The organism is Bradyrhizobium sp. NBAIM01 (assembly GCF_020194115.1).
GTDB classification, from domain to species: Bacteria; Pseudomonadota; Alphaproteobacteria; order Rhizobiales; family Xanthobacteraceae; genus Bradyrhizobium; species Bradyrhizobium yuanmingense.
The window spans coordinates 72,645-95,540 of the sequence record NZ_JADYVU010000009.1 but is presented as its reverse complement, the minus strand read 5'-3'; the positions used below and the strand labels follow the sequence as shown (position 1 = coordinate 95,540).

The 22,896-nt window shown below is 65.2% G+C and carries 20 protein-coding genes; 15 read left to right on the top strand and 5 right to left on the bottom strand.

Annotated elements, in window-relative coordinates; translation table 11 throughout:
• The first annotated feature begins 145 nt into the window (after positions 1 to 145).
• The 3 genes from I6F31_RS26170 (at position 146) to I6F31_RS26160 (ending at position 5,627) form a co-directional block, all read left to right on the top strand.
• Positions 146 to 1,531: a TolC family outer membrane protein gene (locus I6F31_RS26170; RefSeq protein ID WP_035999388.1), complete on the top strand. Its 1,386-nt coding sequence runs from the start codon at positions 146 to 148 to the stop codon at positions 1,529 to 1,531.
• A gap of 303 nt (positions 1,532 to 1,834) precedes the next feature.
• Positions 1,835 to 2,599, top strand: coding sequence for a DUF2497 domain-containing protein (locus I6F31_RS26165; protein WP_057029343.1), 765 nt, complete (start codon positions 1,835 to 1,837; stop codon positions 2,597 to 2,599).
• A 151-nt stretch (positions 2,600 to 2,750) separates the two neighbouring features.
• Positions 2,751 to 5,627, top strand: a complete 2,877-nt coding sequence (locus tag I6F31_RS26160; RefSeq protein WP_225147953.1) for a valine--tRNA ligase — start codon at positions 2,751 to 2,753, stop codon at positions 5,625 to 5,627.
• A 92-nt stretch (positions 5,628 to 5,719) separates the two neighbouring features.
• Here the strand turns inward: I6F31_RS26160 and I6F31_RS26155 are convergent, their stop codons facing one another.
• Complete coding sequence (locus I6F31_RS26155) at positions 5,720 to 6,322, bottom strand: DNA-3-methyladenine glycosylase (RefSeq protein ID WP_036028025.1); 603 nt, start codon at positions 6,320 to 6,322, stop codon at positions 5,720 to 5,722.
• Positions 6,323 to 6,452: 130 nt separating this feature from the next.
• Between I6F31_RS26155 and lipA the strand changes: the two genes are divergently transcribed.
• The 3 genes from lipA to I6F31_RS26140 all read left to right on the top strand — a co-directional run bounded on the left by lipA (position 6,453) and on the right by I6F31_RS26140 (position 8,825).
• On the top strand, positions 6,453 to 7,409 hold the full coding sequence (gene lipA, locus I6F31_RS26150; RefSeq protein WP_036028026.1) for a lipoyl synthase: 957 nt from the start codon (positions 6,453 to 6,455) through the stop codon (positions 7,407 to 7,409).
• Between the two features lie 6 nt (positions 7,410 to 7,415).
• A complete protein-coding gene (locus I6F31_RS26145) occupies positions 7,416 to 7,886 on the top strand; it encodes a type II toxin-antitoxin system RatA family toxin (RefSeq protein WP_027542754.1) in 471 nt (156 codons plus the stop codon).
• A 156-nt stretch (positions 7,887 to 8,042) separates the two neighbouring features.
• Positions 8,043 to 8,825, top strand: a complete 783-nt coding sequence (locus I6F31_RS26140) for a mechanosensitive ion channel domain-containing protein (protein WP_050996038.1) — start codon at positions 8,043 to 8,045, stop codon at positions 8,823 to 8,825.
• A 6-nt stretch (positions 8,826 to 8,831) separates the two neighbouring features.
• On the opposite strand, the gene I6F31_RS26135 is transcribed toward I6F31_RS26140, so the two are convergent.
• Both I6F31_RS26135 and I6F31_RS26130 read right to left on the bottom strand, forming a co-directional pair.
• On the bottom strand, positions 8,832 to 9,440 hold the full coding sequence (locus I6F31_RS26135; protein WP_035999375.1) for a CinA family protein: 609 nt from the start codon (positions 9,438 to 9,440) through the stop codon (positions 8,832 to 8,834).
• Positions 9,441 to 9,443: 3 nt separating this feature from the next.
• Positions 9,444 to 10,625 carry a bifunctional 2-C-methyl-D-erythritol 4-phosphate cytidylyltransferase/2-C-methyl-D-erythritol 2,4-cyclodiphosphate synthase gene (locus I6F31_RS26130; RefSeq protein WP_035999374.1) on the bottom strand — a complete coding sequence of 394 codons (1,182 nt, stop codon included), beginning with the start codon at positions 10,623 to 10,625 and terminating at the stop codon, positions 9,444 to 9,446.
• 277 nt (positions 10,626 to 10,902) lie between these two features.
• On the opposite strand from I6F31_RS26130, the gene dusB reads away from it, so the two are divergent.
• Genes dusB through ntrC form a run of 3 tightly spaced genes read left to right on the top strand, consistent with a single transcriptional unit; the run spans position 10,903 to position 14,528 of the window.
• Positions 10,903 to 11,904, top strand: a complete 1,002-nt coding sequence (gene dusB, locus I6F31_RS26125) for a tRNA dihydrouridine synthase DusB (RefSeq protein ID WP_085968735.1) — start codon at positions 10,903 to 10,905, stop codon at positions 11,902 to 11,904.
• The gene (locus tag I6F31_RS26120; RefSeq protein WP_035999469.1) at positions 11,901 to 13,076 is read left to right on the top strand and encodes a nitrogen regulation protein NR(II); all 1,176 of its coding nucleotides are present in this window, start codon (positions 11,901 to 11,903) and stop codon (positions 13,074 to 13,076) included. Before dusB ends, I6F31_RS26120 begins: the two co-directional genes overlap by 4 nt.
• A gap of 9 nt (positions 13,077 to 13,085) precedes the next feature.
• Positions 13,086 to 14,528, top strand: coding sequence for a nitrogen regulation protein NR(I) (gene ntrC / locus I6F31_RS26115; protein ID WP_035999368.1), 1,443 nt, complete (start codon positions 13,086 to 13,088; stop codon positions 14,526 to 14,528).
• A gap of 189 nt (positions 14,529 to 14,717) precedes the next feature.
• Here the strand turns inward: ntrC and I6F31_RS26110 are convergent, their stop codons facing one another.
• On the bottom strand, positions 14,718 to 14,864 hold the full coding sequence (locus I6F31_RS26110; protein WP_167361662.1) for a hypothetical protein: 147 nt from the start codon (positions 14,862 to 14,864) through the stop codon (positions 14,718 to 14,720).
• A 173-nt stretch (positions 14,865 to 15,037) separates the two neighbouring features.
• On the opposite strand from I6F31_RS26110, the gene I6F31_RS26105 reads away from it, so the two are divergent.
• The 5 genes from I6F31_RS26105 (at position 15,038) to I6F31_RS26085 (ending at position 21,098) form a co-directional block, all read left to right on the top strand.
• Positions 15,038 to 17,446 carry a PAS domain-containing sensor histidine kinase gene (locus I6F31_RS26105; protein ID WP_225186332.1) on the top strand — a complete coding sequence of 803 codons (2,409 nt, stop codon included), beginning with the start codon at positions 15,038 to 15,040 and terminating at the stop codon, positions 17,444 to 17,446.
• Positions 17,447 to 17,463: 17 nt separating this feature from the next.
• Positions 17,464 to 18,834: a sigma-54 dependent transcriptional regulator gene (locus I6F31_RS26100; protein ID WP_035999365.1), complete on the top strand. Its 1,371-nt coding sequence runs from the start codon at positions 17,464 to 17,466 to the stop codon at positions 18,832 to 18,834.
• A 249-nt stretch (positions 18,835 to 19,083) separates the two neighbouring features.
• Positions 19,084 to 19,332 carry an RNA chaperone Hfq gene (gene hfq / locus I6F31_RS26095; RefSeq protein ID WP_007591126.1) on the top strand — a complete coding sequence of 83 codons (249 nt, stop codon included), beginning with the start codon at positions 19,084 to 19,086 and terminating at the stop codon, positions 19,330 to 19,332.
• Positions 19,333 to 19,343: 11 nt separating this feature from the next.
• The gene (hflX, locus tag I6F31_RS26090; RefSeq protein WP_225147955.1) at positions 19,344 to 20,723 is read left to right on the top strand and encodes a GTPase HflX; all 1,380 of its coding nucleotides are present in this window, start codon (positions 19,344 to 19,346) and stop codon (positions 20,721 to 20,723) included.
• A 153-nt stretch (positions 20,724 to 20,876) separates the two neighbouring features.
• Positions 20,877 to 21,098, top strand: a complete 222-nt coding sequence (locus tag I6F31_RS26085; protein WP_128261685.1) for a DUF2158 domain-containing protein — start codon at positions 20,877 to 20,879, stop codon at positions 21,096 to 21,098.
• A 48-nt stretch (positions 21,099 to 21,146) separates the two neighbouring features.
• Here the strand turns inward: I6F31_RS26085 and mazG are convergent, their stop codons facing one another.
• A complete protein-coding gene (gene mazG / locus I6F31_RS26080) occupies positions 21,147 to 21,983 on the bottom strand; it encodes a nucleoside triphosphate pyrophosphohydrolase (RefSeq protein WP_057029181.1) in 837 nt (278 codons plus the stop codon).
• A gap of 127 nt (positions 21,984 to 22,110) precedes the next feature.
• On the opposite strand from mazG, the gene queC reads away from it, so the two are divergent.
• Positions 22,111 to 22,824: a 7-cyano-7-deazaguanine synthase QueC gene (gene queC, locus I6F31_RS26075; RefSeq protein WP_225147956.1), complete on the top strand. Its 714-nt coding sequence runs from the start codon at positions 22,111 to 22,113 to the stop codon at positions 22,822 to 22,824.
• The last annotated feature ends 72 nt before the right edge of the window (positions 22,825 to 22,896 follow it).

Here is a 22,896-nt window from a genome sequence, read left to right as displayed (position 1 = left end):
GCGAAGAGTTTCCACTGAGAACCACCCCCAGGTAGTTCCGTCGCGCTTGACCGCGTCCTATGTTGCGGCGGGGCAACGACTCCATTGGTACGGTACCCCGGCTCGCGGGCACGAGCCGGGCGCTAGAACGAACGGAATTTCACGGATGCATGGGGTGAAGCTCTTCACCGGAGCTGCGGTTTCGGTCCTGCTGCTGGCGCTTGCCGGGCCGACACCTGCCTTGGCGGATACGATCGAGGGCGCGCTGGTGCGCGCCTATCAGAACAACCCGCAGCTCAACGCACAGCGTGCCCAGGTGCGCTCGACTGACGAGGGCGTGCCTCAGGCCTTGTCGGGCTATCGCCCGAGGGTCAATCTGACAGCGACCGGTGGCTATTCATATCAAGATTTGCAGAGTGCCCCGGGGACCAACTCAGTCTACGGAACGAGGGTGCCTCGCAGCATTGGCGTGACGGCGACACAGACGCTCTACAATGGCAACCAGACCGCCAACCGGACCCGCGCGGCGGAGAGCCAGGTGTCCGGTACGCGTGAAGCGCTGCGCGGTATGGATCAGAGCGTACTGCTGAGCGCCGCGACGACCTACATGGACTATCTGCGGGATGCCGCCACGCTCGAAGTCCAGCGCAGCAACGTGCGCGTCCTCGAGCAGACACTGAAGCAGACCCGCGACCGCTTCAATGTCGGCGAAGTGACCCGCACCGACGTCGCCCAATCGGAAGCGCAACTGGCGGCCGGGAGGACCCAGGCGCTCACCGCTGAAGCGAATCTGACGACGACCCGCGCGAACTACCGTCGCATCATCGGCAACGAGCCCACGAATCTTGCGCCCGGCTCGCCTGTCGATCGGTTTCTGCCTCAGACGCTGGCTTCCGCCATCGAGCTCGGCCTGATCGAGCACCCCAACGTGACGGCCGCCATGTACGGCATCGACGTCAATTATCTGCAGGTCAAGATCAATGAAGGAGCGTTGCTGCCGACACTTTCGGTTCAGGCAACGGCCCAGCGGGCCGACGAACAATCCTTGATTCAGATGCGTTCGTACACCGCATCGGCGATCGCGCAGCTCACCGTGCCGATCTATAATGGCGGTGGTGAATATTCGCTGATCCGCCAGTCCAAGGAGAACCTGGCGCAGCAGCGGCTCAACCTCGAAACGACTCGCGACCAGACCCGCGCGACCATTGTGCAATGGTGGGGCTCGCTGCAGGCCACCAAGGCGCAGGTGCAGTCGGCTCAGGCGCAGGTGACGGCGTCCGAGATCGCCCTGAACGGCGTCCGCGAGGAGGCCAAGGCCGGCCAGCGCACCACGCTGGACGTGCTCAATGCGCAGCAGGCGCTGGTGAACGCGCGCGTTGCGTTGGTGACCGCGCAGCACGATCGCGTGGTCGCATCGTATAACGTCCTCGCGGCGGTCGGGCGTCTATCGCCGCAGGTCCTCGGCCTTGCGACTACGACCTACGACCCCAGCGTTCACTATCATCAGGTGCGGGACAGCTGGGCGGGTGTGCGCACGCCTGACGGCCGCTGATTCCCGTAATCATCCGGTCGATCTCGCCAATAGCCGAGGTCGACCGGTGCTTTGCTTGCAATCGTCAAAATCCCTGACATAGCCTTGCCAAGATGATGCGGGTCGATTCGCCCGCGTTGATGTCGTGTGCGTAACGCTTCGGCGCCGGGGGCAGGGGCGCACCGCTGCGCGTCGAGCCGTGATCTGGGGACAAGTCGGGCTGCGGCGACGAAAATGGCGGACCCATCGTTGCGGAACCGGCCAATCCTGCCGTGCTTGGTGTAAAACAACGCATGCGAGGGCGTTGATGATGTGGAGTCGGAGATGACGCAGCCTGCAAAGGTCACAGAACCCTCGATGGAGGAGATTCTGGCCTCGATCCGGCGCATCATTGCCGACGACGAGGCAAAGCCCCCGCCGGCTGAGGCCGCCAAGCCCGAGAAGGCTGCTGCGCCCGCCGCGCCGCCGAAGCCGCAGGCGATGAACGACATTCCGCCATCCAAGGTCGCTCCGCCTAAACCCGCCGCCGAGAAGCCGGCACCGCCGCCGGCTGCAAAGCCGGCGCCGCCACCTGCGCCGGCGCCCGCGGCGGACGCATCCAACAGCCAGGACGATATCGACGCGTTGCTGGCGGGTCTCGATGCGGCCACACCTACGCCGGAGGTCCGCGCGCCCGAGCCAGAGCCCGAGCCTGAGCCCGACGTGCTCGAACTGACCGACGACATGGCGATGGACCCGACGCCACCTCCGCCGCCGCCGACCTTCCGCAAGGTCGAGCCACGCGACGATCTCGAATTCGCCGAGCCGCCGCGTCCCGCCCCGCCGCCGTCCTACGCGCCGGTGGACTTCGACGCGCCGCCGCTGCCCCCGCAGCAGCCGATCCTCGCGCAATCGACGGTCTCCGCGGTCGAATCCGCCTTCAACTCCCTGGCCCATACGGTGCTCAGCAGCAATGCGCGGACGCTGGAGGACCTGGTCAAGGAGATGCTGCGGCCGATGCTGAAGTCCTGGCTCGACGACAACCTGCCCGGCCTCGTTGAACGCATCGTGAAGGCCGAAATCGAGCGGGTCTCGCGCGGCGGCCGCTGAGGGCGGCCGAAGGGCCCTCATAAAGCCCGGCTTGGGCGTCATATTCGGGCCCCGGACCGGGCTGGAAAGCGCTGTTGCCGCCTCGTTTTCCCTGACCTTTTCGTTGACTTTTCGTTGACTTGGCCCCCTCGCGCGGCTTTCTAGCAGCCCCATGATCGAGAAAAATTACCAGCCCGCCGATATCGAAACTCGCATGTCCGTGGTGTGGGAGGACAGCCTTGCGTTCAAGGCTGGCCGGCCCGACCGCCGTGATGCCGTGCCCTTCACCATCGTGATCCCGCCGCCGAACGTGACGGGCTCGCTGCACATGGGCCACGCCCTCAACAACACGCTGCAGGACATCCTTTGCCGGTTCGAGCGCATGCGGGGCCGCGACGTGCTGTGGCAGCCCGGCACCGATCATGCCGGCATCGCCACCCAGATGGTGGTCGAGCGGCAGCTGATGGAGCGCCAGCAGCCCGGTCGCCGCGAGATGGGCCGCGAAAAGTTTCTGGAGCGGGTCTGGCAATGGAAGGCCGAGAGTGGCGACACCATCATCAACCAGCTCAAGCGCCTCGGTGCGTCCTGCGACTGGTCGCGCGAGCGCTTCACCATGGACGAGGGCCTATCGAAGGCCGTCGTCAAGGTCTTCGTCGAGCTGCACCGCGAGGGCCTGATCTACAAGGACAAGCGGCTGGTGAACTGGGACACCAAGCTGCTCACCGCGATCTCCGATCTCGAAGTGCAGCAGACGGAAGTGAAGGGCCACCTCTGGTATCTGCGCTATCCGATCGAGGGCAAGACGTTCAACCCCGAGGATCCCTCGAGCTTCATCGTGGTCGCCACCACGCGCCCCGAGACCATGCTCGGCGATACCGGCGTGGCCGTCCATCCGGAGGACGATCGCTACCAGAAGCTGATCGGCAAGAATGTCGTCCTGCCGCTGGTCGGCCGCAAGATCAAAATCGTCGCCGACGAGTATTCCGATCCCGAGAAGGGATCGGGCGCTGTGAAGGTGACGCCGGCGCACGACTTCAACGATTTCGAGGTCGGCAATCGCCACGGGCTGCGCCGGATCAGCGTGCTCGACAGGGAAGGCTGTCTCGATCTCCTCGACAACGAGGATTATCTGCGCGACCTGCCCGAAGGCGCTGCGCAATTCGCCGAGGAATTCCACAAGGTCGACCGCTTCGCTGCGCGCAAGCGCATCGTCGAGCGGCTGGAATCGTTCGGCTTCGTCGAACGGATCGAGCCGCACACCCACATGGTGCCGCACGGCGATCGTTCCAACAGCGTGATCGAGCCGTATCTGACCGACCAATGGTACGTCGACGCCAAGACGCTGGCGAGACCGGCGATCGCGGCGGTGCGTTCGGGCGAGACGACCTTCGTGCCGAAGAACTGGGAGAAGACCTATTTCGATTGGATGGAGAACATCCAGCCCTGGTGCATCTCGCGTCAGCTCTGGTGGGGTCACCAGATCCCGGCCTGGTACGGCCCTGACGGCAAGGTGTTCGTCGCCGAGACCGAGGAGGAGGCCATCAGCCACGCGCTCGGCTATTACGTCGAGCAGGAGGTCATTACGCCCGAGCAGGGCCGCGAGATGGCGCTCGACCGCAACAAGCGGGAAGGCTTCATCACGCGCGATGAGGACGTGCTCGACACCTGGTTCTCCTCGGCGCTGTGGCCGTTCTCGACGCTCGGCTGGCCCGACGAGACGCCCGAGGTGCAGCGCTATTATCCGACCAATGCGCTGGTGACCGGCTTCGACATCATCTTCTTCTGGGTCGCCCGCATGATGATGATGGGTCTGCACTTCATGAAGGAAGTACCGTTCTCGACCATCTACATCCACGCCCTCGTCCGCGACGAGAAGGGCGCCAAGATGTCGAAGTCGAAGGGCAACGTCATCGATCCCCTCCACCTGATCGACGAATACGGCGCCGACGCGCTGCGCTTCACCCTGGCCGCGATGGCGGCGCAGGGGCGCGACATCAAGCTCGCCACCAGCCGCGTCGAAGGCTACCGCAATTTCGCGACCAAGCTCTGGAACGCGTGCCGGTTCGCGGAGATGAACCACTGCGCCGTGCCTGATGGTTTCGAGCCGGCGACGGCAAAGGAGACGCTGAACCGGTGGATCGCGCATGAGACCGCCCACACCACGCGCGAGGTGACCGAGGCGATCGAAGCTTATCGCTTCAACGATGCAGCCGGCAGCATCTATCGCTTCGTCTGGAACGTCTATTGCGACTGGTATGTCGAGCTCGCCAAGCCCGTGCTGCTCGGTCCGGACAACCCTGCCAAGGACGAGACCCGCGCCATGGTCGCCTGGGCGCGCGACGAGATCCTGAAGCTGTTGCATCCCTTCATGCCCTTCATCACCGAAGAGCTGTGGGAGGTGACGGCCAGGCGCGAGGGCCTGCTCGCATTGGCGCCGTGGCCGCTGAAGCCGGTCGAGCCGACGCCGGAGCAGCTCGCGATGCTTGCGGCGACCACGGGACCGACCGATGCGCTCGTCTCGCCGGCCTGGGTGCTGCCGATCTTCGATCATGCCGACTTCACCGATCCGGCTGCCGAAGCCGAGATCGGCTGGGTCATCGACCTCGTCACGCAGATCCGCTCGGTGCGCGCCGAGATGAACATCGCGCCGGCAACGCTGACGCCGCTGGTGCTCGCAGGCGCTTCGGCCGAAACCAAGGAGCGCGCGCCGCGCTGGGCCGATGTCATCAAGCGTATGGCGCGGCTGTCGGACATCTCCTTCGCCGACCGCGCGCCCGACGGCGCTGTCCAGCTGCTGGTGCGCGGCGAGGTCGCCGCGCTGCCGCTCAAGGGCGTGATCGACGTCGCCGCCGAGCGCACGCGTCTCGACAAGGAGATCGGCAAGGCCGAGGCCGACATCAAGCGCGCCGAGTCGAAGCTGGCGAACGAGAAGTTCGTCGCCAACGCGGCCGAGGAGGTCGTCGAGGAGGAGCGCGAAAAGCGCGAGACGGCGCTGGCGCGCAAGGCGAAGCTGCTTGAGGCGATGGAGCGGCTGAAGCAGGCGTCTTAGAGCATGATCCGGAAAAGTGTGCAGCGGTTTTCCGGAAAGATCATGCTCAAACAATAACCTAAAGCGCGATGATGATTCATCGCGCTTTAGGCTTATTTCGGAAACGGCTTGCTCAAAAACTTCGAGCCCCTGACGCCATAGCGCCAGGGCAGCTCGACCGCCTTGGTGATGCCGATGCGGATGCCGGTTGCGACCTCGACATCCTCGGTTCGCGCATGCAGCGCGATGGGAGGCCGGTCCAGCGGCAGGGCGTTGTGCGCGATGGTGATGCCGAGCGCCTCGGTCAGCTTGCCAGGGCCCGAGCACAGCGCACGCACCTCCTGCAGATGCCGGCGTCGGCGCATCGCAGCCAGGCCATGCGTCGGCTCCAGCGCACGGATCAGCACGGCGCTGGCCGAGCCTTCCTCCTCGCAGACGAAGTTGACGCACCAATGAATGCCGTAGGAGCGGTAGACATAGGCAAAGCCAGGCGGGCCAAACATGACCTGGTTCCGCTGCGTCGGCCCGCGATAGGAGTGCGCCGCCGGGTCGGTATGGTGATAGGCCTCGACCTCGACGATGATCCCGCCGACGCCGTCAACGAGCATGGTGGCGCCGATCAGGTCGGGCGCGACCTCATGGACGCTGCGTCCGAAGAAGGCGCGCTTCAGGGGCTTGCCTAGCCGCGGTGGTGAAGCGTTCGAGATTGGAGCCATTCGAGGTGAGAATCGCCTGATAACGGAGCAAGATATTGCCCATATCTGCCATGTTCCCTGAAGCGGGGCGAGCCGGGTTGCGATGCCAGGCCAGACCGACTAGGTAGGACCTGAACAGACCGGACACCCCATGGTCGTTATTGTCGATACCATCTCGAACCCGCTGCGCCCGCGCCACCCCGAAAAGGTGAACCGGCCCGATTCCGCTTCGCCGCCGAAGCCGGACTGGATCCGCGTGCGCGCGCCGAACACCCGCGGCTATGCCGATACCCGCAACATCGTGCGCGCCAACGGCCTGCATACGGTGTGCGAGGAAGCGGGCTGCCCGAACATCGGCGAGTGCTGGGACAAGAAGCACGCGACCTTCATGATCATGGGTGACACCTGCACCCGGGCCTGCGCCTTCTGCAATGTCAAGACCGGCCTGCCCAATGCACTGGACGCGGCCGAGCCGCAGCACGTCGCCGAAGCCGTGGCCAAGCTCGGCCTCGCCCACGTCGTCATCACCTCGGTCGACCGCGACGACCTCACTGACGGCGGCGCCGAACATTTCGCTCGGACCATCCGCGCGATCAGGGCCGCGTGCCCCTCGACCACGATCGAGATCCTGACGCCCGACTTCCTGCGCAAGGAGGGGGCGCTCGAAATCGTCGTTGCGGCGAAGCCCGACGTGTTCAACCACAATCTCGAGACGGTGCCGTCGCGCTATCTCACGGTGCGGCCCGGCGCGCGCTACTTCCATTCGATCCGGCTGCTGCAGCGGGTCAAGGAGCTCGATCCCACCATCTTCACCAAGTCCGGCATCATGGTCGGCCTCGGCGAAGAGCGCCACGAGGTGCAGCAGGTGATGGACGATCTACGCTCGGCCGACGTCGACTTCCTGACCATCGGACAATATCTGCAACCGACCCGCAAGCATCACGCGGTGATGCGCTACGTGCCGCCGGACGAGTTCTCGTCCTACGAAAAGATCGCCTACACCAAGGGCTTCCTGATGGTGTCGGCAAGCCCGCTCACCCGCTCGTCGCATCATGCCGGCGAGGATTTCGCGAGACTGAAGGCTGCGCGGGCAGCTCACGCCCGCTGACGTACCATGCATCGAGTTTCGAGCAAGCACCGTGTCAACCACAGCGCGTCCGAGATGTTTGATCTGGTCGCCGATGTCGAGCGCTACCCGGAATTCGTGCCGCTGTGCAGCGCGCTGAAGGTGCGCCAGCGCATGGCGAAACCCGACGGCACCGAGGTGCTGGTCGCCGACATGACGGTGTCGTTCAAGCTGGTCAAGGAATCCTTCACCAGCCGCGTGACGCTCGACCGCGCCAATCTGAAGATCCTGGTCGAATATCTGCAAGGTCCGTTCAGGAATCTGGAAAACCGTTGGACGTTCGAGCCCAAGGGCGAGGGCGTCTGCGACGTCGGCTTCTTCCTCGCCTACGAATTCAAGAGCCGCATGCTGGCGATGCTGATGGGCTCGATGTTCGATGCCGCCTTCGCGCGGTTCTCGACCGCGTTCGAGAAACGGGCGGACGCGATCTACGGCCGGCCAAAGCTGGCGTCGACGTAGTCGCGATCAGCACTGCTCTCTCCACCGCTCGCAATGACAATGGAGCGGCGGGCGTGCCCTCCCAATCCAACATCGCTCCGTGTTCCCCATCAGCATCCACCGGGATCATTTCGCATCGCGGCGCGTTCTCAACCGACTGACCGGGTTGGAGCCGTCATGACCATCAATTTCGACACGCTGAAAGCTTCGCTTGTCCTGTATGGCCTGAACGCGATCTACGCGGTCCTGCTGCTCGCGGTCGGCTGGTATCTGTCCGGCGCGATGCAACGCTTCGTCACGCGCGTCCTCAGCGTGACCCACCGCGTCGACCCGCTGGTGACGCTGTTCGTAGGCAGCCTTGCGCGCTATGGCGTGCTCGCGGTCGTCGGCATCGCCGTGCTGCAGCTGTTCGGCATCCAGACGGCGAGCCTCGTTGCCGTGCTGGGCGCGACCTCGCTCGCCATTGGTCTTGCCTTGCAGGGCACGCTGTCCAATCTCGCCGCCGGCGTGATGCTGCTCTTGTTCCGGCCCTTTCACATCGGCGACGATGTCGAGGTCGCCGGCAAGGCGGGCAAGGTGAGATCGCTGTCGCTGTTCATGACCGAGCTGGTCGCGCCCGACAACACGCAAATCCTTTTGCCGAATGGACAGGTCTGGGGCGCGGCCATCATCAACCACAGCGCCTATCCTGGCACGGGCGAGATCAAGGTGACGTTTCCGGTCCCCGCCGGCGCCGTTCCGGCGCTGGCCGATCGCATCCTGAAGGAGCTTCGCAAGGATTCCCGCATCGACGATCAGGCGCAACCTGCCGTCTCCGTCAGCAAGGTCCTCGATGTCGCCAATCCCGCCGCGCCGATCCTGGAATTGACGGTTAGCGCCAAGGCGAAACCGTCTGAAGCTGGCGCGGTCAAGCAGTGCGTGCTCGATCATGCGAGCGCGCTGCTTGCCACGGCCGCCTGAGACGATTTATCCCCGCGGCGGACGTGGCGGCCTGCGTTTGACCACATGCCGGCGCGGTGAGCGCGTCACACGCGGGCGCAGGCGGCTGGCGGCGGTGCGCTGCGGCTTGGCCGCGACTTGCGGGCCGCGGGCCAGATCCATCAGCATGCGCAGCGCCTCGACCACGGAGCGGGCGCGCACCGCGCTGCGGCCGATGGCGCCGAAGCGGTGCTCGCGGTGGATGATGCGGCCGTCGCGCGCGGCGGCGGCGAAGTGCACGAGACCGACCGGCTTGCCGGGCGTGGCGCCGCCCGGGCCGGCGATGCCGGTAATGGCGACCGCGAGATCGACATCGGCGCGCTCAAGCGCACCGATTGCCATTGCGGTCGCGGTCTCCTTGCTTACGGCGCCGAAATTGGCCAACGTGCTCGCCTCGACGCCAAGCATCGCGCGCTTGGCCTCGTTGGAATAGGTGACGAAGCCGCGGTCGATGACATCGGACGAGCCCGGGATGTCAGTCAGTGCGCCCGCGACGAGACCGCCGGTGCAGGATTCGGCCGTTGCGATCGTCAGCTTGCGCATCCGGCACAGATCGAGCAGCGAGCGGGAGAGGGCGCGTGCGTCGCTGCCGCCCATGGCCTAGACGCCCCAGGGAAGGCGGATGGTGGCGCTCGCGGTCGCCGCGATGCCTTCCTCGCGGCCGGTGAAGCCGAGCCGCTCGCTGGTGGTCGCCTTCACTGCGATGCGCGAGATGTCGACGCCGGAGATCTCGGCGATGCGCGCGCGCATGGTGTCGCGCAACGGGCCGATCTTCGGCCGCTCGCAGATCAGCGTGACCTCGAGATTGGCGACGCGGCCGCCGCGCGCTGCGACGCGCTCGATGGCATATTTCAGGAACTGGTCGGAGGAGGCGCCCTTCCACTTCGCATCGCTCGGCGGGAAGTGCGAGCCGATGTCGCCGTCGGCGAGAGCGCCGAGAATGGCGTCGACCAGCGCATGCAGGCCGACATCGCCGTCGGAATGAGCCAGGAAACCCTTGGTGTGCGGCACGCGCACGCCGCAGATCATGACATGGTCGCCTTCGCCGAAGGCGTGCACGTCGTAGCCGGTGCCGGTCCTGATGTCGCCGAGCTGGGCGGCCAGGCGCGCTTCCTCGCGCACGAAATCCTCGGGAGTTGTGAGCTTCATGTTGGCAACATCGCCTTCAAAGGTTGCAACCGTCAATCCTGCCCATTCGGCAATCGCGGCATCGTCGGTGAAATCCGAGCGTCCATCCCTTGCCGCACGACGATGCGCCTCGAGGATGACGTCGAAACGAAAGGATTGCGGCGTCTGTGCGATCCGCAAGGAAGCGCGCTCCGGCGTGGCCTCGACGTTGCCGCTTTCGCCGGTGACCTTGATGGTGTCGGTGACGGCAACGGTGGGGATCGCAGCGCCGGTGCGGCTCGCCGCCTCGATCGCGCGCGAGATCACGCCTTCCGAGACGAAGGGGCGCGCGGCGTCGTGGATCAGCACGATGTCCGGATTGTGCTTGGCCAGCGCTTCGAGGCCGGCGAGCACCGAAGCCTGCCGCGTCGCGCCGCCATTGGTCGGTGGCTCGTGCCTGAGCCCTGCGACCGCTGCGGTGAACATGGCGCTGTCGTCGGGGTTCACCACCGGCTGCACCGCGAACACCTCAGTGTGACCGCTGAAGGCTTCCATGGCGCGGCGGATCACGGGCACGCCGCCGATCTCGCGATATTGCTTCGGCCCGCCGGCGCCGGCGCGCAGTCCACGCCCGGCTGCGACGAGGACGACCGCGGTGCGCTGTGATTTCGCCATAGGACTCAAATACTCAATTGCTAATGAAAGAGCAGGGGGTGATTTGCCGGCATGCCTCTAGCACGGCAGGCCCGCAAAAAAAGGGGGTTTCCCCGGATTGTGGGAAACAGCATTTTGCTGCAGTGCACTTGAAAGATCTACAGAACTGTCTAAACTGTAGGCATGACGCTTGACTGCACAAGAATTGTGCGCAAGATAGATCATGGCAGGCGCGATGAGGCCCTGCCCAGTCAACGGGACCCCTGTGACCGGCTCGGCAGTATCAGGCTCTAAGCCGTTGAAAATAGGCGATATTGAAGTCGCCACCCCGGTCTTCCTGGCGCCGATGTCGGGTGTGACTGACTCGCCCGTCCGCCGGCTGGCCGCCGAGCTTGGGGCTGGTCTCGTTGTGTCTGAAATGACCGCTAGCGATGAGCTCGCCAATGGCCACCGGATGTCCCGGTTGCGCTGCGAAGCCACTGGCATCGGCCCGCATGTGGTCCAGCTCGCCGGCTGCGAGATGCATTGGATGGCCGAAGGCGCCCGGATCGCCGAAGCGGAAGGCGCCGATATCATCGACATCAACATGGGCTGTCCCGCCCGACACGTCACCGGCGGCCAGTCCGGCTCGGCCTTGATGCGCGACCTCGACCATGCCGTCAGCCTGATCGAAGCGACGATCGCGGCGGTGAAGGTGCCGGTGACGCTGAAGATGCGCCTCGGTTGGGACGACCGCAGCCGCAACGCGCCGGAGCTGGCGCGACGTGCCGAGGCCGCCGGAATCAAGCTCGTCACCGTGCACGGCCGCACCCGCTGCCAGTTCTACAAGGGCGAGGCCGATTGGGATGCGATCCGCGCCGTGCGCGAGGCCACCTCCCTTCCGCTCGTCGTCAACGGCGACATCACCTCTTACGAAAAGGCGCTGGCGGCATTGGACGCCTCGGGCGCCGACGCCGTGATGATCGGCCGCGGCGCGCAGGGCCAGCCCTGGCTGCCGGGCCAGATCGGCCGCCGTCTGAACGGCGGGGCCGAGGAAGCCGTGCCCTCGCTCCAGACGCAGCTGCATTATGTCCGCACGCTCTATGACGGCGTTTGTGCGCTCTATGGCCTGCGCATCGGACTGAGGCACGCCCGCAAGCATCTGGGCTGGGCGCTCGACGTCGCAGCGCAGGCGAGCCGTGCGCCGGCCGAGAAGCTGAAATCCTGGCGGCAGAAGATCCTGGTCTCGGAGGATCCGCGCCTCGTTCACGATGCACTGCAAGACGCCTTCGACGACTTCGCATGGAGCGCTGCTGCATGAGTTCAGCCGCTGAACATCGTCGGCCGCTTCAGTCCGACAGCGACGCAATCCTGGATGCTTTGCCCAACCCCGTGCTCATGATCGGGCCCGACGGCAAGATCGTCGCCGCCAACATCGCCACCGAGGCCTTCTTCGAGATCTCCACGCAATTCCTGAAGCGGCAGTCGCTAAAGGAGCTGGTGCCGTTCGGCAGCCCGTTGCTGGCGCTGATCGACCAAGTGCGCTCCTCGAACGCGCCGGTCAACGAATACAAGGTCGATCTCGGCACGCCGCGCATGGGCGGCGACCGCCAGGTCGACCTGCACGTGGCTCCACTCACCGAGCGGCCCGGCCATATCGTCGTGATGCTGCAGGAGCGCACCATCGCCGACAAGATGGATCGGCAGCTCACCCATCGCAGCGCAGCGCGCTCGGTGATAGCGCTAGCAGCAATGCTCGCGCATGAAATCAAGAATCCGCTTTCGGGCATTCGCGGCGCAGCGCAGCTGCTCGAGCAGCAGGCCTCGTCCGAGGACCGCATGCTGACGCGGCTGATCTGCGACGAGGCCGACCGCATCGTGACGCTGGTCGACCGCATGGAGGTGTTCGGCGACGAGCGCCCCGTGGTGCGCGGCCCCGTCAACATCCATTCGGTGCTCGATCACGTCAAGCGGCTGGCGCAGTCGGGCTTTGCCCGCAACATCCGCTTCGTCGAGGATTACGATCCCTCGCTGCCGCCGGTGCTGGCGAACCAGGACCAGCTGATCCAGGTGTTCCTCAATCTCGTGAAGAACGCCGCCGAAGCGCTGATCGACGTGCCCGATGCCGAGATCCAGCTCACCACCGCGTTCCGACCCGGTGTGCGCCTGTCAGTCCCCGGTCAAAAATCGCGGGTATCCCTTCCGCTCGAATTCTGTGTGAAGGACAACGGACCCGGCGTGCCCGACGATCTTCTGCCCAACCTGTTCGATCCCTTCGTGACCACCAAGCAGACCGGCTCGGGTCTCGGCCTTGCGCTGGTCGCCAAGATCGTCGGCGATCACGGGGGCATCATCGAATGCGAATCTCAGCCGCGCAAGACCACCTTCCGCGTGCTGATGCCGATGTATTCCACATCGGTCAAACACGCCGATCAAAGCAGTCGCGACGGCTCTGCCGGGAAGTCGTCGCCTGCGTCACAGGGGGCAAAATGAGGATCAACGATGCCCGCAGGTAGCATTCTCGTAGCCGATGACGATACCGCCATCCGCACCGTTCTTAATCAGGCACTGTCCCGCGCCGGTTACGAAGTGCGGCTGACCGGCAATGCCGCAACGCTGTGGCGTTGGGTCAGCCAGGGCGAGGGCGATCTCGTCATCACCGATGTGGTGATGCCGGACGAAAACGCCTTCGACCTGTTGCCGCGGATCAAGAAGATGCGGCCGAACCTGCCCGTCATCGTCATGAGCGCGCAGAACACCTTCATGACGGCGATCCGCGCCTCCGAGCGCGGGGCTTACGAATATCTGCCAAAGCCCTTCGACCTGAAGGAACTGATCGCCATCGTCGGCCGCGCGCTCGCCGAGCCGAAGGAGCGGACCTCGTCGCCGGACGAGGACGCCGAGATGGAGGCGATCCCGCTGGTCGGCCGCTCGCCGGCGATGCAGGAAATCTACCGCGTGCTGGCGCGCCTGATGCAGACCGATCTCACCGTGATGATCACGGGTGAGTCCGGAACCGGCAAGGAACTGGTGGCGCGAGCGCTGCACGATTACGGCAAGCGCCGCAACGGCCCCTTTGTCGCGGTCAACATGGCGGCGATCCCGCGCGATCTCATCGAGTCCGAATTGTTCGGCCACGAGCGCGGTGCCTTTACCGGCGCCAACACCCGCGCCTCCGGCCGGTTCGAGCAGGCCGAGGGCGGCACGCTGTTCCTCGACGAGATCGGCGACATGCCGATGGAGGCGCAGACCCGCCTGCTGCGCGTGCTGCAGCAGGGCGAATACACCACCGTCGGCGGCCGTACCCCCATCAAGACCGACGTGCGCATCGTCGCGGCGTCCAACAAGGACCTGCGCGTGCTGATCCAGCAGGGCCTGTTCCGCGAAGACCTGTTCTTCCGCCTCAACGTCGTCCCGCTGCGGCTGCCGCCCTTGCGCGAGCGCATCGAGGACCTGCCGGATCTCGTGCGGCACTTCTTCACGCTGGCCGAGAAGGACGGTCTGCCGCCGAAGAAGCTCGACACGCTGGCGCTGGAGCGGCTGAAGCAGCACCGCTGGCCCGGCAACGTGCGCGAGTTGGAAAATCTCGCCCGGCGGCTCGCCGCGCTCTATCCCCAGGACGTGATCACGTCCTCCGTCATCGACGGCGAGCTCGCGCCGCCCTCGGTCAGCCCGGGGGCTGCGGTCCAGCAGGGGGTCGACAATCTCGGCGGCGCCGTGGAGGCGTATCTGTCCTCGCACTTCCAGGGCTTCCCGAACGGCGTGCCGCCGCCAGGCCTCTATCACCGCATCCTCAAGGAGATCGAGGTGCCGCTGCTCACGGCCGCGCTCGCCGCCACCCGTGGCAACCAGATCCGCGCTGCGGACCTGCTCGGCCTCAACCGCAACACGCTGCGGAAGAAGATCCGGGATCTCGACATCCAGGTGTATCGGAGCGGGGGCTGACTTTCTTGCGACGAACGCCAAACGCGCTAGCGCGGACCGGTGGCTCAGCTCCCCCTACCAAGGCAGAGCTGAGCCTGTCCGGATCGCGCTGGCCGTTGTGGCTGACGCGGTGAGCACAAGTCCTGACGGGACTCTAATGTTCCGCCCGCACATTCAAATTGGTCGTCGGCCGCAGCGCGGCCATTGCGCCTATCTGACCAGTCCGCCGGAGGCTGGCACCACGCTCGCGACATTCAGCGGCGGCTGCTGAAGGCCGAGGCCGTTGACCAGGAGGTCGGCGGCCACGATCAGCAGCAGAACGGCCGAAACCATCGTCGCGAGAAAGATCCTATCCATGCGGATTAAGCCGGGACGGCGGGAATCCGTTCCGCCCAGGCGGCATGTGCCTGTGGATTGCGCGGGTCCGCCAGGGAGAACACGCCGCGGAATTGTCGCAATTCGGCAACAATGTGGTACGAATACATCAGTATCCGCGCGTCCGCGGACCCGTTTTCAGCATCATTGCCGGAATGACCAGCGCAGATACCTCGGCCGCACACTTTGACACGGCCCCAGCGGAAGAGCCCCGGCGCTGGTCGGTGCGACGCTGGCTGGCGCCCTTTGCCGTCGCGCTGGCGCTGCTGTCGGCCTTCCTGACCTTCCTGGTCCTGACGGGTCTGAGCACGATCGAGCCGACGCCCGCGGTGGTCCGCACATTCTATCTGATCAATGCCGCCACGATCCTGCTGCTGGTCGGGATCATTGTCCGGGAACTCTGGCAGCTGATCCTGGCGCGGCGGCGGGGCAGGGCGGCGGCGCGTCTTCACGTCCAGATCGTCAGCCTGTTCTCGATCGTGGCGGTGCTGCCGGCGGTGCTGGTCGCCGTCGTCGCCAACGTCACCATCGAGCGCGGCCTCGACCGGCTGTTCTCCGGGCCGACCAAGGAGGTGATCCAGAACTCGCTGACGATCGCGCGGGCCTACATGCAGGACCATGCGCAGCTGATCCGCGGCGACATTCTCGGCATGGCCAACGACATCGCCCATGCCCGGCCGCTCTACGACCAGGACCGCCGCTCGTTCCGCGAGATGCTGACGGCGAGCGCCGCGTCGCGCAACCTGCCGGGCGCGATGATCATCGACAAGAACACCAACATCCTGGAATCCGCCGACACCGGCATGCGGCTCGCTTATTCGCCGCCCGCGCCGGACTTTCTCAGCAACGTCAACGAGAACGAGCCCGAGATCGCGGTCCTTCCCGATGCGAGCTTCGTTGCCGCGGTGATCCGCCTGCGCGCCTTCAACGACACCTTCCTCTATGTCGCCAGGCCGCTTGATCCGAATGTCGTCAATCAGCTCAAGCAGACCGAGGTCAGCGTCGCCGAATACGCCCAGATCGAATCGCGCAGGCTCGGCATCCAGGTCGCCTTCGCGCTGATGTTCGCGGTGATCGCGCTGACCATTCTCATGGCTTCGGTGCTGATCGGTCTCAACTTCGCCAACTCGCTGGTCTCGCCGATCCGGCGGCTGATGAACGCGGCACATACAGTTTCGACCGGCGACCTGCACGTCCAGGTGCCCGTGCACCAGTCGGAGGGCGATCTCGCCCAGCTGGGCGAGACCTTCAACAAGATGACGCAGGAATTGCGCAGCCAGCGCGACGAGCTGGTCAACGCCAGCGACCTCATCGACAGCCGCCGCCGCTTCATCGAGGCGGTGCTGTCATCCGCGAGCGCCGGCATCATCGGCGTCGACGCGTCCGGCAGCGTCGGCATCCTCAACCGCTCCGCAGAGAAACTGATCGGGCACTCCGAAGCCGAGACGCTCGGCCATCCGCTCTCCGACGTGCTGCCCGAGCTCGACGAGATGATGAAGACGGCGCGGGAAGGCACCCAGCGCCTGGTGCAGGGCCAGATCACGATCACCCGCGACGGCACCGAGCGCAACCTGTCGGTCCGCGTCAGCGCCGAGAAGAACCAGCCGCATGACAGCTACATCATCACGCTCGACGACATCACCGAGCTGGTCTCGGCGCAGCGTACCTCGGCCTGGGGCGACGTGGCGCGCCGCATCGCGCATGAGATCAAGAACCCGCTGACGCCGATCCAGCTCTCGGCCGAGCGCATCCGCCGCAAGTTCGGCAAGGACATCACCGAGACCAAGGACAAGCAGATCTTCGACCAGTGCACCGATACCATCGTCCGCCAGGTCGACGACATCAGGCGCATGGTCGACGAGTTCTCGCGCTTTGCGCGGATGCCGAAGCCCGTGATGGAAGGCGAGGACGTCGCCGACACGGTGCGCCAGGCCGTGTTCCTGATGAAGGTCGCCCATCCCGAAATCGACATCGAGGCCGAGTTCAGGCAGGATCCGCTGCGCGCCCAGTTCGATCGGCGCCTGATCTCGCAGGCGGTCACCAACATCGTCAAGAACGCCACCGAGGCGATCGAGCAGGTCCCGCCCGAGGAGCTCGGCAAGGGGCGTATCGACGTCGTGGTGTCGCGCGAGGGCGACGACGTGCTGATCGACGTCATCGACAACGGCATCGGCCTGCCCAAGGTCGCGCGCTCGCGTCTGCTCGAGCCCTACGTTACCACGCGTGCCAAGGGCACCGGGCTGGGGCTTGCGATCGTCGGGCGCGTGCTGGAAGACCATGGCGGGCGGATCGAGCTGAAGGACGCCTCAGACTTCCGCCCAGGCCAGCGCGGCGCCTGGATGCGCATGCGCTTTGCCGTGTCGGGGCAACCCGCGAAGTCCGCGACAACAGAGCAAGTGCCGACGGTCAACGACGCGACTGGGACAACCTCCAAGCCCGACATCACGCAAACGGCGACGGAATCCATCGCGACCCAGGCAACAAAAGAGCCGGCCGCCGGAACCAAAGAGCCGGCTGAAAAGACCAATGATTCAACCAAAATCGAAGCCTCAACAGGCAGCTGACAAGACAGGCGCGATCCATGGCAAGTGAAATTCTGATTGTCGATGACGAAGCCGATATTCGCGATCTCGTTGCAGGCATTCTCGAAGACGAGGGGTTCGTCACCAGGACCGCGCGTGACAGCGACACGGCGCTCGCCGAGATCGCCAATCGCAGGCCGCATCTGGTGTTTCTCGACATCTGGCTGCAAGGCTCCAAGCTCGACGGCCTGCAGCTCCTGGAGCAGGTCAAGAAGGACAATGCCGATCTGCCCGTCGTGATGATCTCCGGCCACGGCAACATCGAGACCGCGGTCGCCGCGATCAAGCGCGGCGCCTACGACTTCATCGAGAAGCCGTTCAAGGCCGACCGCCTCATCCTGGTCGCGACCAGAGCGCTGGAGAATTCGCGGCTGAAGCGCGAGGTCAAGGAACTGAAGCAGCTCGCCCCGAGCGCCAGCCAGCTCGTCGGCCGCTCGCCCAGCATGAACCAGCTGCGCCAAACCATCGAGCGGGCGGCCAAGGCCAACAGCCGCATCCTGATCGTCGGCCCCGCCGGGGCCGGCAAGGAGCTGACCGCGCGCACGCTGCATATCGCTTCGGGCCGCGCCGACGGTCCGTTCGTCGTCATCAACGCCGCCGCGATCACGCCCGAGCGAATGGAGCATGAGCTGTTTGGCGTCGAGCAGTCCAATGGCGAGCAGCCGCGCAAGCCCGGCGCGCTCGAAGAGGCGCATGGCGGCACGCTGTTCATCGACGAGATCGCGGACATGCCGCGCGAGACCCAGAACAAGATCCTGCGCGTGCTGGTGGAGCAGTCGTTCCAGCGCGTCGGCGGCACCGCCAAGGTGCAGGTCGACGTGCGCATCATCTCATCGACCGCACGCAATCTCGAAGAGGAAATCGCGGCCGGCCGTTTCCGCGAGGACCTCTACCACCGGCTCTCGGTGGTGCCGATCCGCGTGCCCGCACTGTCGGAGCGGCGCGAGGACATTCCGGAACTGATCGACTATTTCATGGAGCAGATCTCGGCCGGCAGCGGCCTGCCCAAGCGCCAGATCGGTCAGGACGCGATGGCGGTGCTGCAATCGCATGTCTGGCCCGGCAATGTGCGCCAGCTCCGCAACAACGTTGAAAGAGTCATGATTCTGGCCGCCGGCGGGCCGGAAGTCATCATCACCGCCGACATGCTGCCGCAGGATGTCGGCTCGATGGTGCCGGCGATGCCGACCAGCAACAATGGCGAGCACATCATGGGCCTGCCGCTGCGCGAAGCACGCGAGGTGTTCGAGCGCGACTATTTGATTGCACAGATCAGCCGTTTCTCAGGAAATATTTCTCGAACGGCCGAGTTCGTTGGCATGGAACGCTCGGCCTTGCACCGGAAGTTGAAAGCGCTCGGCGTCGGCTAATGCTGCGACGCTGCGGCGGCATCTCGGGATTAGGCAAAGAAAATCATCGATTTCCGTAATTTTTCGGGGCAATAGGGCCACGCCTGCCGCTTCAAGCGGCTTGCCTAATACCCCGACCTGTCCTCTAATCGAACCGCTGTTCCTTCCGAGGGGGATCTCATGAAGGACGGCAACCGGAGGAAGCCCCGAACTCCACAAAGAGGGCCGCATCCGGCGCAATAAAAAGAAACTCAAAGCGAGAAAAAAACAATGGCGGCAGACCGCGCACAAAACCTACAGGACACCTTCCTTAATCACGTTCGCAAAACCAAGACGCCACTGACGATCTTTCTGGTCAACGGAGTGAAGCTCCAGGGCATCGTGACCTGGTTCGACAATTTCTGTTTGCTGCTTCGGCGCGACGGTCATTCGCAGCTGGTCTACAAGCATGCGATCTCGACCATCATGCCGGGCGCTCCGATTCAGTTGTTCGAAGGCGGCGAGGACCAGCCGGCTTGAGAGTGACCTGATTGGAACCCCGGAATTTCGACGGGGATGCCGACCGTCCGCGGTCGGCAGGGGCTACGCAGACGGGGCGAGTGCTTGTCATCGGCCCCTACTTGCGCGTGCGCGCGGGCAGCGCCGACGCGCAATCGGAGACTCATGCCTTGCGCGATACCGAGGCCCGGCTCGATGAAGCCGCGGGCCTCGCACGTGCGATCGATCTCGTCATTGCCGATGCCATCGTCGCGCCGGTCAGCCAGATCCGCCCCGCGACCTATATCGGCAAAGGCAAGGTCGAGGAGATCGCCGGGCTGATCAAGACCCTCGAGGTCGAGCTCGTGGTGATGGATTGCGCATTGTCGCCGATCCAGCAGCGCAATCTCGAAAAGGAATGGCATGCCAAGGTGCTCGACCGCACCGGGCTCATTCTCGAAATCTTCGGCCGCCGCGCCAAGACCCGGGAAGGCTCGCTGCAGGTCGAGCTTGCGCATCTCAACTACCAGCGTTCGCGCCTGGTGCGCTCCTGGACCCATCTCGAACGCCAGCGCGGTGGCTTCGGCTTCATGGGCGGCCCCGGCGAGACGCAGATCGAGGCTGACCGCCGCCTGATCCAGGAGCGCATCTCCAAGCTCGAGAGCGAGCTGAAGAAGGTGCAGGCGACGCGGCGCCTGCACCGTGCGGGACGTCAGCGCGTGCCGTATCGTGTCGTCGCGCTGGTCGGCTACACCAATGCCGGCAAGTCGACGCTGTTCAATCGCCTGACCCGCGCCGACGTGCAGGCGGCCGACATGCTGTTCGCGACGCTCGATCCCACCTTGCGGGCGCTCAACCTGCCGCATGGCGGCAAGGCGATGCTGTCGGACACCGTCGGCTTCATCTCCAACCTGCCGACGCAGCTCGTCGCCGCCTTCCGCGCCACGCTGGAGGAGGTGCTGGAGGCGGACGTCATCCTGCATATCCGCGACATCTCGCATGAGGACGCCGAGGCGCAGCAGAGCGACGTCGATGCGGTGCTGCGCCAGCTCGACATCAATCCGGACGATTCCGGCCGCATCATCGAGGTCTGGAACAAGATCGACCGTTTCGACCCCGAGCAACGCGAAGAGCTGCTCAACATCGCCGCGCGCAGGCCGGAGGATCATCCGGCGATGCTGGTCTCAGCCGTGTCGGGCGAGGGCGTCGACGCTCTGCTCGCCGCGATCGAGCAGCGGCTCGCGGCGAAACGGACCACGCTCGATCTCTCCATCGACGCCGCCGACGGCGCCGGCATCAGCTGGCTGCACCGCAATGCCGAGGTGCTGTCGAAGGAGCTGCACGAGGGCCGCTTCGACATGACCGTGCGGGTGGACGAGACCAAGCGGGATATCGTGGTGTCGAGGTTTGATGCGGTGCCGCGCGTGGCGTGACGGACGCAATGCTCGCGCGGAAATCTCAATGCATTCGATCTATCTGTAGTTGCGTTAGCCGCTAGAACCTCTACTCTGGGCGTTCCGTATCGGAGGCTTCCGATCTCGGTCTACCATCTTTTGCATCCCATAGATTTATTTGCGAGGTTTTCCATGGCCGCTCAGTTGAATCTCGGAGATCGTGTCCGTCTTCGTGGCGGCGGACCTTTGATGACCGTTCATTCGATCAATGGCGACAACATCGATTGCCAGTGGTTCACCGTTCAGGGTGAGCTTCAGGCCGCCACCTTTCCGCTCTACATGCTGACAATCATCGAGGGCGCTGCGGACGACGCGCAAGGGAAGGCCAAGGGAAAGAAGAGCGCTGTCGACTGAGACAACCGGCGTTGCCCTTGTTGTTGAGGCGCAGGCAAGGGGCGAGCATTATCGCTCGTCTCCGCGCCCCTCCTTGCGCTTCGCCGCATTCCATAGCGCGTCCATCTCCGCCAGCGACGCCTGCTCAAGCGTCCGACCCTGCGCCTCCAGTGCCCGCTCGATATAGGCAAAGCGCCGCTCGAATTTTGCATTCGTCGCGCGGAGCGCAGCCTCCGGATCGGCATCGACATGGCGGGCGAGGTTGACGAGGGCGAACATGAGGTCGCCGGTCTCCTCCGCAATCTCCTGCTTGTCGTTGCGGTCCAATGCCGCCTCGATCTCGTCGACCTCCTCGCGGATCTTGTGCAGCACCGCGCGCGGGTCGTTCCAGTCGAAGCCGACGGTGGAGGCCTTGCGCTGCAGCTCCATCGCGCGGGTCAAAGCGGGCTGGCCGGCCTTCACGCCCGAGAGCAGCGACTTGTGCGTCGGCGCCTCCTCCGGCGGCCGGCGCGCGGCGCGTTCGGCTTTCTCCTCCGCTTTGATGCGGTCCCAGACTTCCTTGACGTGGGAGGAGGCGAGATTGCCGTCCTTGTCGGCGAAGACGTGGGGATGGCGGCGGATCATCTTGCGGGTGATGGCCAGGACCACGTCACCGAAATCGAACGCGTTCTGCTCCGAGCCCATCTGGGCGTGGAACACGACCTGGAGCAGGAGATCGCCAAGCTCCTCTCTGAGATCGTCGAGATCGCCGCGGGTGATGGCGTCGACCACCTCATAGGCTTCCTCGATCGTGTAGGGCGCGATCGTCGAAAAATCCTGCTCGAGGTCCCAGGGGCAGCCGGTCACCGGCGTGCGCAGCGCCGCCATGATCTCGATCAGGCGGGAAATGTCGCGGGAAGGGGTCATTGCCGGGCAGTCTCCTGGGATACAGAGCCTTATGCCAAAAGCGGGCCCCCGATCCCAGCGCAAGGCGGCGGAACTGGCCGATTTCCACCGATTGGCGGGCAAGTCGTGCGATGCTAAAGCGCGGGCCATGAGTGATGCATTTTCCTCACAAATCGTGCTGGTGCTGTTCTCCGGCGGCCAGGATTCCACCACCTGCCTCGCCTGGGCGCTGAGCCGCTTCGCGCGTGTGGAGACGCTGGGGTTCGACTACGGCCAGCGCCACGCCATCGAGCTTGCCTGCCGCGACCGCCTGCTCGACGGCATCAAGGGCCTGCGCGCCGATTGGGCCGCAAGGCTCGGCGAGAGCCACACGCTGTCGATCCCGACGCTGGCGGCGGTGTCCGAGACGGCGCTGACCCGCGACGTCGCGATCGCGATGGGCGCGGACGGTCTGCCGAACACCTTCGTGCCGGGCCGCAACCTGGTGTTCCTGACCTTTGCGGCGGCGCTGGCCTACCGGCGCGGCATCAGCCACATCGTCGGCGGCATGTGCGAGACCGACTATTCCGGCTATCCCGATTGCCGCGACGAGACCATCCGCGCCATGCAGGCCGCGCTCTCGCTCGGCATGGCCAAGCAGTTCGAGCTGCACACGCCACTGATGTGGATCGACAAGGCCGCGACCTGGCGGCTCGCGCATGACCTCGGCGGCGACGGCCTCGTCGATCTCATCCGCGAGCACTCCCACACCTGCTATCTCGGCGAACGCGGCGCACGGCACGATTGGGGCTACGGCTGCGGCGAGTGCCCGGCCTGCAGTTTGCGGGCGAAGGGGTGGAACGAGTACGTGGCGGGACGGTAGGCTCGCTCTGTCGTCATTGCCAGCAGCCCTTGCGACGAAGCAATCGAGACTGCCACCGCGGAGGGATTCTGG